Here is a 13793-nt window from a genome sequence, read left to right as displayed (position 1 = left end):
ACCATGATGGCGCCATCCCCTGTCACCCCGGTGCGGCAGGATGACACCCGTGACAGCAGCGGACGCAGCAGCAGAGGGCGCAGCAGGAGTGGACACCGCAGGAGTGGACACCGCAGATCAGACGTCGCAGCAGGCCGGCACCGGGGTGCCCGCCACGGTCCTGCACGAGTGGACCGACCTCGCGGAGGAGGCCCGCGGTCACCAGTTTGCTTACCACGTGCAGGACCGTCCGACGATCAGCGACGGTGACTACGACCTGCTGATGCGTCGCCTCAACACCCTCGAGGACGCGCACCCCTCGCTCCGGACGCCGCACAGCCCCACCCAGCAGGTGGGCGGAGCGAGCTTCTCGTCCGACTTCACGCCGGTCGACCACCTCGAGCGGATGCTCAGCCTCGACAACGCCTTCTCGGCCGAGGAGCTCGCGGCGTGGGACGCGCGCGTGCGCCGGGACTCCGGCTCCGACTTCCACTACCTGGCCGAGCCCAAGATCGACGGGTTGGCGATCAACCTGCTCTACGACCGGGGCCGCCTGGTCCGCGCCCTCACCCGCGGCGACGGCCGCACCGGTGAGGACGTGACCACCAACGTCCGCACGATTCACGGCATACCCCACCAGCTGTCGGGGGCCGACGTCCCCGAGCGGGTCGAGATCCGCGGCGAGGTGTTCTTCCCGCTCGAGGGCTTCGAGGCGCTCAACGCCGCACTGGTCGAGTCGGGCAGGGCCCCCTTCGCCAACCCGCGCAACGCCGCGGCCGGCTCGCTGCGGATGAAGGACTCCCGGGTCACCGCGTCACGGCCGCTGCAGATGCTCGTGCACGGCATCGGCGCGCGGGTCGGCTTCGACATCACCCGCCAGAGCGAGGCGTATGCCGCGCTGCACGACTGGGGCCTGCCCACCTCCAGCCACGTCAGGGTCCTCGACACCATGGCCGAGGTCGAGGACTACATCGCCTGGTTCGGCGAGCACCGACATTCGCTCGAGCACGAGCTCGACGGTGTCGTCGTCAAGGTCGACGAGGTCTCCGTCCAGCGGCAGCTCGGTTCGACCTCACGGGCCCCCCGCTGGGCGATCGCCTTCAAGTACCCGCCCGAGGAGGTCAACACCCGGCTCCTCGACATCCAGGTCAACGTCGGACGCACCGGCCGGGTGACGCCGTTCGGGGTGATGGAGCCGGTCGTCGTCGCGGGGTCGACGGTCGAGCGCGCCACCCTCCACAACGCCGACGAGGTGCACCGCAAGGGCGTGCTGATCGGCGACACGGTCGTGCTCCGCAAGGCCGGCGACGTCATCCCCGAGATCGTCGGGCCGGTGGTCGAGCTGCGTGACGGGTCCGAGCGGGCGTTCGTCATGCCGACCGAATGTCCCTCGTGCGGCACGCCGCTCGCCCCCGAGAAGGAGGCGGACAAGGACATCCGATGCCCCAACACGCGCTACTGCCCGTCACAGCTGCGCGAACGGCTCTCCAGCCTCGCCGGTCGGGGGGCCTTCGACATCGAGGTGCTCGGCTGGGAGGGCGCCGCCGCGCTGCTCGACGCCGGTGTCGTCGCCGACGAGGGTGACCTCTTCGCGCTGACCCGCGAGCAGCTGATCACCGTGCCGCTCTTCACCCGCGCTGCGAAGAAGACGGACCCGGGCGACGCCGTCGTAGACGGCAAGGTGCTCTCGGCCAACGGCGAGCGGTTCTTCGACAACCTCGACAAAGCAAGGAAGCAGCCGCTCTGGCGGGTCGTCGTCGCGCTGTCGATCCGGCATGTCGGGCCTACGGCGGCAAGGGCGCTCGCGCAGGAGTTCGGCACGATGGACGCCCTGCGAGAGGCGGTGCGCGACCGCCCCGAGACGTTGTCGGACACGGAGGGCGTCGGGCCGATCATCGCCGAGGCGGTCGTCGCGTGGTTCGACGTCGAGTGGCACGCGGAGATCGTCGATCACTGGAAGCGCGACGGCGTCGTGATGGCGGACGAGCGCGACGAGTCGACTCCCCGGACCCTGGAGGGCAAGACGGTGGTCGTCACCGGATCCCTTCCGGGTTTCTCGCGCGACGAGGCGAAGGAGGCGATCCTGAGCCGCGGCGGCAAGGCGTCCGGGTCGGTGTCGAAGAAGACCGACTACGTCGTCGTCGGCGAGAACGCCGGCACCAAGGCCGAGAAGGCGCAGGAGCTCGGGGTGACCACGCTCGACGAGGACGGGTTCCGCCGGCTGCTCGAGACCGGGTCGGCCGACTGACCCGCCGTCAGCCGATGCGGGGGGCGATATAACGACCTTGCAGCTCACTGAGGGCGATGACGAGGTCGGCGCCCCAGCGGGTGACGGTCGAGGGCAGGCCCCGGGCGGCTCGGTCGAGACCCGCGAGGTGCGCGTGCAGCCCGGCCGTGTATGCCGCGACGTCGCCCGTCGCGTCGTCCTCGCGCCACACGACGTGGGTGCCGAGGGCCCCGTCCCGCCGCTCGGGGGTGAGGGTGACCGTCATCCGTGAGGCCCGGTCGGTCCCGTCCCACTGCCAGCTCGCCGACAGCTCGTGCTGGGGGTCGCAGCGCAGGATCTCGCCGCTCGCGGCGCCCTGGTCGAAGACGCACCGGAAGCTGTCCCCGGGGGACAGGGTGCCCGTGACCTCGTGGACGGCCCACCGCCGCAGTCCGTGGGGCGTCGTCCCTTTCGAGGACCACGTGGTCGAGCTGCAGCACGGTGCTCGTGGCGTCGACCGGCGTGAGGACGAGGTCCACGATCGAGGCCGGCTCGTCGCCCCAGGCCCGGCGGACGGTGAGTCGTTCGGGAGCCCGGCAGTGGAGGACGACGATGTCGGCGCACGAGTCGGTGACACCGGGCGGGGGCTCGACCGAGTCGGGCCCGGCCATGACGAGTCGCACCGAGCCGCCCTCCCGGAGCTCCCCGAAGGATCGCCCGAGCCAGCGGGCCAGCCGGTCCGGGTCGGTCCAGGCGGACCACAGGTCCCGGACGTCGGTCGTCTAGGTGCGGCTCACACTGAGCCCGAAACAGTCTGCGGCAGTGGTGATCTCGCGGGTGGTCCCGGTAGCGAACCCGGTGAGGTCCTTACGGTCGTGGGTCGTCGTCATCTGATCCTCCGAGGCTGTCATGGCGTCGGTGTCCTGGGTGTCGGCGCCCTGGGTGTCGGCGCCCTGGGTGTCGGCGCCCTGGGTGTCGGGGGCCGCGTCCGCTTTCCGCGGGCGACCTCCGAGTCGAGGGCGTCGAGCCGGCCGGTCCAGAACCTGCGGTAGCTGCCCAGCCAGGTGTCGATCTCGCGCCATGGCTCGGCGCCCACGGCATACAGGCGGCGGGTGCCGGCGACCGTCACCGTCGCGAACCCGGCGTCGCGCAGGACCTTGAGGTGCTGCGAGACGGCGGGGTGGCTGATACCGAACTCGTCGTGGATGGTGGCGGCGATGTCGCCGGCGGCGAGGTCGCCGGTCGTGGCGAGGAGCTCCAGCATGCGCCGGCGGACCGGGTCACCGAGGACGTCGAAGGCGTGCACGGGTGTGAGTATTTCAAATTGTGCGTAAATAAGTCGAGCGCGAAATTAAGCTGAGTTGGGGACTTCGACAGCACCCGGGCGAAACCCGGTCACCCGACGTAGGCTCTGTGAGGGTGAGCGCTTTCGATCCCGTCGTGCTCGCCCGCGAGGGAGAGGGAGCCGTCCAGGTCGACCTCCCCCCCACGGAGCCCCTGATCGTCATGCTCGCCGGGCCGATCAAGGTGTGGTGGCAGCCGGGGATGTGGGACACCGACGCGCACCGGCTCTATGTCGAGTGGCGGGATGCCGTGCGGGTCGCCTGCGTCAAGGCGGGCCACCTCGTCTACAGCCCCCACCGGGCCTGGCAGGGAGCCTGGAGCGAGCAGGCCCAGCGGGTCAACGACGCGGCGGTCGAGATGGCGGACGTCCTGATCGACCTCACGCCACCGGGGACGCCGGCCGACGGCACCCAGGCCGAGATCGCGTATGCCGTGTCGGTCGGGACGCGGGTCGTCCCGGCGCCGCCGGGAGGCAGCGCCGGGCTGACCGCCGTGCTGGCCGCCGTAGCCATCCCTGTGCGGTCGCTCGCCACCGATGCGGTGGGTGACGATCGTCACGACCTCCGTCGACCGCGGGTGACACTCCCGCGACCTCTGGAGCGTTGATGCCTTGTGAGCATCGAATGGCTCCCTCGACGCGACCCGGACGGCAACGGGTGGCGCACGCCCGGTCGCTCGGTCACCGCCGGGCCACCCGAGCTGGGAGCGCTCAGCCCACCGAGACCCCCCGAGCTACGGAAGTCCGTCGGACCGCTGACCTCTCTCGGACCGTCGGCCCAACCGGCACCCCACGGCGATCCGTCGCGGCGCGGTGTCCTCGTGCCCAAGACGTCCCCGCCGGCGACGCAGTTCGGGTTCCGGCGCCTGGCGCTGGGACGGATGGGCTTCCCGGGGGTGATGGCCCTCTCGTGGACCGTCCAGGGCCTGGCTCACTCGGCCTGGGGTCCAGGGGTGCTCGCGGCCGGCTTCGGGGGCGTCGTGCTCTACAGCAGCGGCGTGGTCGTCGCCGGGAGCCGGCGCACCGGCGCGCTCGCCCTGACCACGACGCACCTGCACACCGGCGACCTGGCCGTGCCGTGGGGCTCGATCGAGAAGGTCGTCCGCTTCTCGATCGGCACCGGTCCGCTGGGCGAGCCGCGGAGCCTCAACTTCCTCGCGGTCCGGGTCACCGACTTCGACAACGTGCAGGGTCTGGCGCCCGTGCGGGCCGGACTGGCCAACCTCACCCGGCGCCACCTCCTGATTCTCGCCGAGGCCCACGAGTTGCGGTCACCGACGGCGGTGGCGGCGGCGTTGGACTACCTCGTCGACTACCCCGCGGCGCGGCTGCTGCTCTCGGGCGCGGAAGGCGTCCGGCTGCTCACCGACGGCCCGCCGAGAGGCGTCTGAGCACCCCATAGACTGCCGGACATGTCCCTCACCCGCGACGACGTGGCCCATCTCGCCTCTCTGGCGCGCATCGACCTCAGCGAGGCCGAGCTCGACCGCATGCTCGGCGAGCTCACCGTCATCCTCGACGCGGTGGCCCTGGTCCAACAGGCGCCGACCGATGGGGTCGAGCCGATGTCGCACCCGCTGCCCCTCACCAACGTCACGCGCCCCGACGTTCCGCGCCCCGGCCTCACCGCCGAGGAGGCGCTCTCGGGTGCCCCCGAGCAGGAGCAGCAACGCTTCCTCGTGCCGCGCATCCTCGCCGAGGACTAGCCGCCCGGATGCCGCGCCGCCCCTGCCGCGGGCCGGCCGCATCGCCTCCACCCGGCATACCTCCACTCGCCGACCCACCACGAAGGCAGCACCACCGATGACCAGTGACCTCACCCGCCTGACCGCCTCCGAGATGTCAGACCTGTTGTCCCGCAAGGAGATCAGCTCCGTCGAGCTGACCCAGGCGCACCTCGACCGCACCGCCGCCGTCGATGGCACCGTCCACTCCTACCTCCACGTCGACACCGCCGGCGCGCTCGCCGCGGCGAAGGCCGTCGACGAAAAGCGAGCCGCGGGCGCCGACCTCCACCTGATGGCCGGGGTGCCGATCGCCGTCAAGGACGTGATGGCCACCAAGGGCCTTCCCACGACCTGCGGCTCGAAGATGCTCGAGGGCTGGATCCCGCCCTATGACGCGACGCTCGTGACCAAGCTGCGCGCCGCCGGTATGCCGATCCTCGGCAAGACCAACATGGACGAGTTCGCGATGGGGAGCTCGACCGAGCACTCGGCCTGGGGCCCGAGCCACAACCCGTGGGACCTCACCCGCATCCCCGGTGGGTCGGGCGGTGGGTCGTCGAGCGTCGTCGCGTCATTCCAGGCGCCGCTCGCGATCGGCACCGACACCGGCGGGTCGATCCGCCAGCCGGCCGCTGTCACAGGCACGGTCGGCACCAAGCCGACCTACGGCGGCGTCTCGCGATATGGCCTGGTCGCGCTCGCGTCCAGCCTCGACCAGGCCGGACCCTGCGCGCGGACCGTCCTCGACACGGCGCTGCTGCACGCGGTGATGGGCGGCCACGACCCGCGCGACTCGACGTCGATCGATGCCCCCGTGCCGCCCGTCGTCGAGGCCGCGCGGACCGCCGACGTGTCCGGCCTGACCATCGGCGTCGTCAAGCAGCTCGGCGGCGCGGGATACCAGGCCGGCGTCCGAGCGCGGTTCGACGAGTCGGTGCAGCTGCTCGTCGACCGTGGTGCGAAGGTCGTCGAGGTCGACTGCCCCAACTTCGACTACGCCCTCGCGGCCTACTACCTCATCCTCCCGAGCGAGGCGTCGAGCAACCTCGCGAAGTTCGACGCGATGCGTTACGGCCTGCGGGTGCGCCCCGAAGGCGTCGACGACCCGAGCGCCGAGCAGGTCATGGCGGCCTCGCGGGACGCCGGCTTCGGCGACGAGGTCAAGCGCCGGATCATCCTCGGCACCTACGCGCTCTCGTCCGGCTACTACGACGCTTACTACGGCCAGGCCCAGAAGGTGCGCCGCCTCATCGCCGACGACTTCTCGCGGGCCTTCGAGGTCGCCGACGTCCTCGTCTCGCCGACCGCGCCGACGACCGCCTTCCCCATCGGGGAGAAGCTCGACGAACCGATGGCGATGTACCTCAACGACGTCGCGACGATCCCGGCCAACCTCGCCGGCGTTCCCGGCATGTCGCTGCCGAGCGGCCTCGCCGACGAGGACGGGCTGCCGACCGGCATCCAGATCCTCGCTCCCGCAACGATGGACGAGCGCCTGTATGCCGTGGGCTCCGCTCTCGAGCGCGCCCTCGTCGAGCAGTGGGGTGGCCCCCTGCTCGACCGCGCTCCCGACCTGACCGCGCACCCGTCCGCCCACCCGACCGCCGACCCGAAGGAGGCGTGAGATGTCCTCCCACGCAGCGGAGCCCGTCCTCTCCTACGAGGAGGCGCTCGAGCAGTTCGACCCGGTGATGGGCCTCGAGGTGCACGTCGAGCTCGGCACCCGGACCAAGATGTTCTGTGGCTGCTCGACCCAGTTCGGTGCGCCGCCCAACACCCACGTCTGCCCGGTGTGCCTCGGCCTGCCCGGCGCGCTTCCCGTCGTCAACGAGATCGGCGTGCAGTCGGCGATCCGCATCGGGCTCGCGCTCGACTGCAAGATCGCGCCGTGGAGCCGGTTCGCCCGGAAGAACTACTTCTACCCGGACATGCCGAAGAACTTCCAGACCTCGCAGTACGACGAGCCGATCGCCGTCGACGGTCACCTCGACGTCGAGCTCGAGGACGGCACCTACTACCGCGTCGAGATCGAGCGCGCGCACATGGAGGAGGACACCGGCAAGTCGCTGCACGTCGGTGGCGCCACCGGCCGCATCCACGGCGCCGACCACTCGCTCGTCGACTACAACCGCGCCGGCATCCCGCTCATCGAGATCGTCACCAAGCCGATGCCGGGAGCCGGGGCACGGGCGCCCGAGGTCGCTCGTGCCTACGTCTCGGCGCTCCGCGACATCCTCAAGTCGCTCGGCGTCTCCGACGTGAAGATGGAGGAGGGGTCGATGCGGGCCGACGTCAACCTCTCGCTCCGGCCGAAGGTGGCGGCGGACGCCACCGGGGAGGCCCAGCTCGCGGTGCCGCTCGGCACCCGCAGCGAGACCAAGAACGTGAACTCGTTCCGGTCCGTCGAACGCGCCGTCCGTTACGAGATCACTCGGCACGCAGCGGTGCTCGCCGAGGGCGGCAGGGTCCTGCAGGAGACGCGGCACTGGCACGAGGATACCGGTGTCACGACCTCGGGTCGCGAGAAGTCCGACGCCGACGACTATCGCTACTTCCCCGAGCCCGACCTCGTGCCGGTCGCGCCGACCCCGGAGATGGTCGAGGCGCTGCGGGCGACGTTGCCCGAGCCCCCGGCCGCCCGACGCAAACGTCTCCAGAGCGCGTGGGGCTACGCCGACCTCGAGATGCGGGACGTCGTCAACGCGGGTCTGCTCGAGGTCATCGAGGAGACCGTGTCCGCCGGGGCGTCCTCGACCGCCGCCCGCAAGTGGTGGCTCGGCGAGATCGCCCGGCGGGCCAGCGCGGACGCGATGGACGTCACGGCATACGCGGCGGAGCGGGGGGTGACGCCGGCGCACATCGCCGAGCTCGACGGGCTCGTCGCCAGCGGCCGGCTCAACGACTCGATGGCCCGGCAGGTCCTCGACGGGGTCCTCGACGGCGAGGGCACGCCGACCGCGGTCGCCGACGCCCGCGGTCTCGAGCTGGTCCAGGACGACGGCGCCCTCGAGGCCGCCGTTGACGCGGTCATCGCGGCCAACGCCGGCGTCGCCGACAAGATCCGCGAGGGCAAGGTGGCGGCCGCCGGTGCCCTCATCGGCCAGGTCATGAAGGAGCTGAAGGGGCAGGCCGACGCAGCCAAGGCACGGGAGCTGATCCTCGCCAAGCTCGGCGCCTCCTGACCCATCCGCCCCCTACACCCCTTCCGTTCCGAACACACGTTTTGTTGAGTTTTCCGGCGCAGCCGCCCCCGAGACTTGACAAAACGTGTGCTTGGAACGAGGAGGGGTGGGCGCGTGACGGGGCGGGTCAGCCGGTCAGCGACTCGGGGAGCCGGACGATCCGGTCATCGCCGTCGCTCAGTGTGCCCCGCGAGGTGTTGTTGGTGACGACCCACACGTTGCCGTCCGGGCCGACGAGGACGTCCCGCAGCCGCCCGTAGGTCCCCTGGAGCAGCCGCTGCGGCTCACCGGTCGTCCCGTCCGGAGCAAGGGGGATCTTCCAGAGCGACTCGCCCCTGAGGGCGGCCATCAGGACCGCCCCGTCGGGACCGACGCAGATGCCGCTGGGGGAGGCGTCGCTCGTCCGCCACTGCCGGGCCGGATCGGTGAATCCGCCTCTGCCGGCGATGCCCTCGACCGTGGGCCAGCCGTAGTCCGAGCCGGGCGTGATCACGTTGAGCTCGTCCCACGTGTCCTGCCCGAAATCGCTCGCCCACATCGTCCCGGCCGCACTCCACGCGATGCCCTGCACGTTGCGATGGCCCCAGCTCCACACCGCGGTGCCGAACGGGTTGCCCGGCGCGGCCGCGCCCGTCGTCGTGACCCGCAGGATCCTGCCGCCGAGCTGCTCCCGCGTCTGCGACCGGTCGCGTTCGCCGGTGTCGCCCGTCGTGACATAGAGGTAGCCGTCGGGCCCGAAGCGCAGCCGCCCGCCGTTGTGGTTGCCCGCCCGCGGTATGCCGCCGAGCACCGTCCGCTGCTCACCGAGTCCGCCCGCGGCATACGGCATCGCGACGACCCGGTTCTCTCCGTCGGCGGAGTAGTAGGCGTAGAGCACCGGGGTCGTCGTGAAGGTCTGTGGGTCGATGGCGAGGCCGAGGAGCCCACCCTCCCCGCTCGGGCTGACCCCCGGGACGGCGCCGACGTCGGCGAGGGATCCGTCGGGCGCGATCCGGCGGACCATGGCGGTGTCGCGCTCGCTGAGCAGGACGCTGCGATCGGGCAGGACGATCGCGCTCCAGGGGACCTTGAGCCCCGTGGCGACGTCCACGGCAGCGGTCAGGGCGACGCGTGTGCCTGCGGCGGAGGTCGGGAGCGGCGTCGTCGGGCTGCCGGCGGTGGTGGGCGCGGGCGAGATGCCGGAGGGGATGCTCCCTGTCGCCTGCGTCGTCGCGCCGCAGGCGGCGAGGGCACCGGCGCCGGTCACGCCGACCAACCCGGCGAGCAGCGTGCGCCGCGAGAGGGATTCGGTAACGGTCCTGGCGGCCGCGCGGGCCGGGTCGAGGGTGACGTCGGGCCGGTGCCGGGAGCGTCTCGGAGGGGCGGTCACACCCCAGTGTCTGAAAGTTTCCTGTGCGGCGTAGTTTCCCTTCATGCCTCGCCTGCCCCTCGTGACGCTGCCCGACCGGAGCTGGCTCGACGGGCTCGGCCCGGTCGAGGGGCTGGAGATCGTCCCCTGGGACCTCCACGCGACTCCGGCGCGAGCCGACGAGATCGAGGTCGTCGTCCCGCCCTACCTCGACAGTGCCGTCGACCTCTCCCACCTCGCGGCGCTGCCCTTGCTGTCCGTGGTGCAGCTGCTCACCGCAGGTTACGAGTCCGTGGCTCCCCACGTCCCCGACGGCATCCGGCTCTGCAACGCGGCCGGCGTCCACGACGCCTCCACCGCGGAGCTGGCCCTCGCCCTCACGCTCGCTTCGCTCCGCGGCATACCCGAGTTCGTTGTGGCGCAACAGGACTCGACGTGGCTCCCGATCCGCGAGTGGCCGGCTCTCGCCGACCGCAAGGTGCTCGTGGTCGGCTACGGCAACGTCGGTCGAGCCATCGTCGAGCGGTTGCTCCCCTTCGAGGTGGACGTCGCCGTGGTCGCGAGCCGCTCGCGCGACGGGGACGACCTCGTCGAGATCGTCCACGGCATCGACGAGCTGCCGCAGCTGCTGCCGGCGGCCGACGTCGTCATCCTCATCGTCCCGCTGACGGCGTCGACCACCGGCCTCGCCGACGCCGCCTTCCTCGCGGCGATGCCGGACGGCTCGCTCCTGGTCAACGTCGCCCGCGGCAAGGTCGTCGACACAGACGCCCTGCTGGCCGAGACGCGGTCCGGTCGGTTGCGCGCCGCCCTCGACGTCACCGACCCCGAGCCGTTGCCGGCCGACCACCCGCTCTGGCAGACGCCGGGCGTCCTCGTCAGCCCCCACGTCGGCGGCGCGAGCAGCGCCTTCCTGCCGCGGGCCCGGCGGCTCGTGCGGGCCCAGCTCGAGGCGTATGCCGCGGGCTCACCGCTCGCCAACGTCGTGCTCCCCCGCTGAGGTCGCACGAGGAGCACGTGGAGGGCGCGGGGGGGAGGGGTGCGGCCTCGGGCCCGGCTGGGATACTGGGGACATGGCGGCAGAGCGACTGGAGGCCGGGCAGGGCAAGGCCGTGGTCTTCGACTTCTACGGCACCCTCAGCGATCCCCACGTCGAGTTCGACCGCGCCGCAGCGTATGCCGCGACGGGTCGTGCGCTCGGGGTCGACGGCGACGACTTCTGGCACGAGATGTGGACGAGCTTCCCCGAGCGGGTGGTCGGCGGCCTCGGGGGCACCCGCGAGACGCTGGCCGCGATCGCTCTGCGCTGCGGTTCGCGGCCGAGCGAGGACCAGCTCGACCACGCGCTGGTCCTCCACCTCGGGACCGCCGCGACCCTGCGGTCACCACGCCCCGGCGGGCTCGCGGTACTCGACCGAATTCGTCTGGCGGGCTTGCAGATCGGGCTCCTGAGCGACTGCAGCAGCGAGCTGGCCGAGGCGTGGGAGACGACGCCCTACGCCGCGCGGATGGACGCCGCCGTCTTCTCCTGGCGCCTCGGCGTCCGCAAGCCGGATCCCCGCGCCTTCCTCGAGGTCACGTCGGCGCTCGACGTCGCCCCGGCCGACTGCTGGTACGTCGGCGACGGCGGCAGCCGCGAGCTGTGGGGCGCCAACCGGCTCGGGATGACGACCGTGCTCGTGCGCAACGCGGCATACGGCGTCGAGCACCTGCGGGTCGACGCCGACACCCAGGAGCCGGCGTATGCCGTCGACGACCTCACGGAGGTGCCTGACCTCGTCCTCGGGTCACGGGGCTGAGCGGCGCTCTCGCGCAGGCCGAAATCAGGCGAGCGGGTGGGCCACTGCCTGGAGGATGAGCGGGAGGAAGGTGCTTCCGAGGGCACCATCGGCGATGGCGCGCGGCTCGAGCAGATGCTGCGAGGTGCCTGACGAGAACAGCGCCATGGCGACCCGCGCGATCTGCTCGGACCCGACGTCGAGCGCAAGCCCCCGGCGCGCACAGATCTGGTCGATGAGCGCCGCCAGGCTCTTGCGGACACCGGCCTGCTGCCGCGCCCAGGAGCGCCCGACCGGACGGTCGCGAATGGTGTAGAGGGTGAACTCCGTGTGCAGGAGGAACCACATCTCGCGCTCGCGGCGGTCGCTCGTCCACACCTCGAGCACCGCGTCGACGATCTGGGCCAGGTCGAGGTCATCGCGCTCGGCGATCTCGGCGATGCCGGCCAGGAGGCGCTCGGAGTATCGCGCGGCGATCTCGACGACGAGCTCGTCCTTGGAGGAGAAGTTCGAGTAGAAGGCGCCGCGGGTGAACTGCGCGCGCTCGCAGATGTCCTCGACGCTGGCGCCGTGGAAGCCGCGTTCGGCGAACACCTCCTGCGCGGCCCCGACCAGGCGGTCCCGCGTCGCGGCCCGGCGGCGGGTGATCGGGGGAGTGGTCGGGGTGATGCGGGTCATGCTGCCACGGTTCGACACGGTCATTTCATCAGCATACACTTTCGTATTGAATACATATGTGTATCCAAAATGCAAGTGCATCCGCACCTCAGCCCTTCGGAAGGAGCGAGCCATGCGGCTCACCGTCGACACCCTCTCGGTCCCGGGCCCCAGCGGCCGCGGCGACCTCCTCGTCGGACCGACGAGCTTCGTCGCCGAGCCGGGCGAGGTGACGGTCGTGGCGAGCGACCCCGGAGTGCCGATCACTGCGCTCGCGCTCGCCCTCGGTGGAGCCGTGACCCTCGCGGCCGGGTCCGTCGACCTCTGGGGCAGCACGGACCCGCGGGTCCTCCAGAAGCACGTGGCGCTCGTCGACGTCGAAGGGATCACCGCGCCGGAGGACGCCCTGTCGGTGCGGGCCGTCGTCCAGGAGCAGCTCGCCCTGGCTCGCCAGGGCTCGCGCCGCCGCGATGTCCAGCGGCTCCTCGATGCCCACGACGTGCGCGACCACAGCCTGCGCTGGGACCACGTCCCTGCGGGGACACGCACCGACATCCTGCTCGAGCTGGCGACCCGCCGACCCGCCACGCAGGTCATCGTCCTCGCCGGCCCCGACCGTCACGGAGGCGAGGCTCGGGACTGGTATGCCGCCGCGCAGCGCACCGCCGCCGACGTCTTCACCGTCGTCGTGCTCTGCAGTGCCGATTCGGCCACCCACATCCACGCCTCGCACACCGCCCGAACGGGAGCAGCAGCATGACCTTCCTCCGACTCGGTCTGGCCGAGCTCCGACGCCTCACCGCCGGCCGGCTCGCCCGGGCCGCGCTCGTTGCGATGATCACCATCCCGATGATCTATGCGGGTCTGTATCTCTACGCCAACAAGGACCCCTACGGCTCCCTGCCCAACGTCCCTGCCGCCGTCGTCATCGAGGACAGCGGCACGACCCTCGCGAACGGCGAGCGGATGGCGGTCGGAGCCCATGTCGCCCATGACCTGGTGACGTCCAGGTCCTTCGCCTGGCAGCAGGTCTCGCGCTCCCAGGCGGAGGCGGGGGTCGACTCCGGCGCCTACGACTTCGCGATCGTCGTGCCTCCGACGTTCTCGGCCGACCTCGCCTCGAGCGCGCAGTTCACCCCGCGCCAGGCTCGGCTCGAGCTGGTGACCAACGACGCCAACAACTACCTGGCCCGGACCATCGCCAACCAGCTCGTCGCGCAGGTCACGAAGTCGGTTGCAGGACAGGTCAGCTCGACAACCGCGCAGCAGCTGCTCCTCGGGTTCACCACAGTCCATAGCAGCGTCGCGAAGGCCGTCGACGGGGCGACCCAGCTGCAGGGCGGGATCGCCTCGGCAAGGACCGGATCCGACCAGCTGGCCTCTGGAGCTTCGTCGCTCACGACCGGCCAACAGAAGCTCGTCGACAGGTCGGCTGCTCTCGCATCCGGTGCCGGCACCGCGTCGGGGGGCGCGACGCGGCTCGCGTCGGGTGCCTCCACGCTGGCGACCGGCCTCGGCACGCTCGACGCGGGGACCGGGTCCCTGCCCTCCCAGACGGCGATGCTCGCCGCGGG

Annotated in this window: 14 protein-coding genes and 2 pseudogenes; 10 read left to right on the top strand and 6 right to left on the bottom strand. The window is 71.6% G+C overall.

The features are described from left to right. Positions 1-145 precede the first annotated feature (145 nt). The gene (ligA, locus tag Q0R63_RS21665) at positions 146-2227 is read left to right on the top strand and encodes an NAD-dependent DNA ligase LigA (RefSeq protein ID WP_295702119.1); all 2082 of its coding nucleotides are present in this window, start codon (positions 146-148) and stop codon (positions 2225-2227) included. A 7-nt stretch (positions 2228-2234) separates the two neighbouring features. Here the strand turns inward: ligA and Q0R63_RS21660 are convergent. The 4 genes and pseudogenes from Q0R63_RS21660 to Q0R63_RS21645 form a co-directional block, all read right to left on the bottom strand. Further along, positions 2235-2639, bottom strand: a pseudogene (locus tag Q0R63_RS21660) (SRPBCC domain-containing protein); the annotation flags it as partial. Between the two features lie 58 nt (positions 2640-2697). Further along, positions 2698-2919, bottom strand: a pseudogene (locus Q0R63_RS21655) (hypothetical protein); the annotation flags it as partial. A 48-nt stretch (positions 2920-2967) separates the two neighbouring features. After that, a complete protein-coding gene (locus Q0R63_RS21650; RefSeq protein ID WP_295702060.1) occupies positions 2968-3096 on the bottom strand; it encodes a hypothetical protein in 129 nt (42 codons plus the stop codon). Then, the gene (locus tag Q0R63_RS21645; RefSeq protein ID WP_295702058.1) at positions 3093-3491 is read right to left on the bottom strand and encodes a metalloregulator ArsR/SmtB family transcription factor; all 399 of its coding nucleotides are present in this window, start codon (positions 3489-3491) and stop codon (positions 3093-3095) included. The genes Q0R63_RS21650 and Q0R63_RS21645 overlap by 4 nt, the downstream gene beginning before the upstream one ends. A gap of 113 nt (positions 3492-3604) precedes the next feature. Here Q0R63_RS21645 and Q0R63_RS21640 point away from each other — a divergent pair, with 113 nt between their 5' ends. The 5 genes from Q0R63_RS21640 to gatB all read left to right on the top strand — a co-directional run bounded on the left by Q0R63_RS21640 (position 3605) and on the right by gatB (position 8436). Beyond that, complete coding sequence (locus Q0R63_RS21640; RefSeq protein WP_295702056.1) at positions 3605-4135, top strand: hypothetical protein; 531 nt, start codon at positions 3605-3607, stop codon at positions 4133-4135. Between the two features lie 213 nt (positions 4136-4348). Continuing rightward, positions 4349-4918 (top strand): hypothetical protein, encoded by a 570-nt coding sequence (locus Q0R63_RS21635; protein WP_295702054.1) that lies wholly within the window; start codon positions 4349-4351, stop codon positions 4916-4918. Between the two features lie 21 nt (positions 4919-4939). Next, complete coding sequence (gatC, locus tag Q0R63_RS21630; RefSeq protein ID WP_295702051.1) at positions 4940-5233, top strand: Asp-tRNA(Asn)/Glu-tRNA(Gln) amidotransferase subunit GatC; 294 nt, start codon at positions 4940-4942, stop codon at positions 5231-5233. Positions 5234-5330: 97 nt separating this feature from the next. Beyond that, a complete protein-coding gene (gene gatA, locus Q0R63_RS21625) occupies positions 5331-6878 on the top strand; it encodes an Asp-tRNA(Asn)/Glu-tRNA(Gln) amidotransferase subunit GatA (protein ID WP_295702049.1) in 1548 nt (515 codons plus the stop codon). A gap of 1 nt (position 6879) precedes the next feature. Further along, entirely contained in the window at positions 6880-8436 is a 1557-nt protein-coding gene (gene gatB / locus Q0R63_RS21620) for an Asp-tRNA(Asn)/Glu-tRNA(Gln) amidotransferase subunit GatB (protein ID WP_295702047.1), read from the top strand. Positions 8437-8563: 127 nt separating this feature from the next. Here the strand turns inward: gatB and Q0R63_RS21615 are convergent, their stop codons facing one another. Then, entirely contained in the window at positions 8564-9805 is a 1242-nt protein-coding gene (locus Q0R63_RS21615) for a PQQ-dependent sugar dehydrogenase (protein WP_295702045.1), read from the bottom strand. A 43-nt stretch (positions 9806-9848) separates the two neighbouring features. Between Q0R63_RS21615 and Q0R63_RS21610 the strand changes: the two genes are divergently transcribed. Both Q0R63_RS21610 and Q0R63_RS21605 read left to right on the top strand, forming a co-directional pair. Beyond that, complete coding sequence (locus Q0R63_RS21610; protein WP_295702043.1) at positions 9849-10784, top strand: 2-hydroxyacid dehydrogenase; 936 nt, start codon at positions 9849-9851, stop codon at positions 10782-10784. Positions 10785-10857: 73 nt separating this feature from the next. After that, positions 10858-11583, top strand: a complete 726-nt coding sequence (locus Q0R63_RS21605; RefSeq protein WP_295702041.1) for an HAD family hydrolase — start codon at positions 10858-10860, stop codon at positions 11581-11583. A 24-nt stretch (positions 11584-11607) separates the two neighbouring features. Here the strand turns inward: Q0R63_RS21605 and Q0R63_RS21600 are convergent, their stop codons facing one another. Further along, complete coding sequence (locus Q0R63_RS21600) at positions 11608-12240, bottom strand: TetR/AcrR family transcriptional regulator (protein ID WP_295702039.1); 633 nt, start codon at positions 12238-12240, stop codon at positions 11608-11610. A 112-nt stretch (positions 12241-12352) separates the two neighbouring features. On the opposite strand from Q0R63_RS21600, the gene Q0R63_RS21595 reads away from it, so the two are divergent. Together Q0R63_RS21595 and Q0R63_RS21590 are read left to right on the top strand one after the other, a co-directional pair. After that, entirely contained in the window at positions 12353-12979 is a 627-nt protein-coding gene (locus tag Q0R63_RS21595) for a hypothetical protein (RefSeq protein WP_295702037.1), read from the top strand. After that, positions 12976-13793: YhgE/Pip domain-containing protein (locus tag Q0R63_RS21590; protein ID WP_295702035.1), on the top strand; the 818-nt coding region annotated here is incomplete at its 3' end. The genes Q0R63_RS21595 and Q0R63_RS21590, both read left to right, overlap by 4 nt.

Origin of the sequence: Lapillicoccus sp. (assembly GCF_025353065.1) — a bacterium.
In the GTDB taxonomy this organism is placed as follows: Bacteria; Actinomycetota; Actinomycetes; order Actinomycetales; family Dermatophilaceae; genus Lapillicoccus.
The sequence above is the reverse complement of the archived record's forward strand: the minus strand, read 5'-3'. Positions and strand labels throughout refer to the sequence as shown.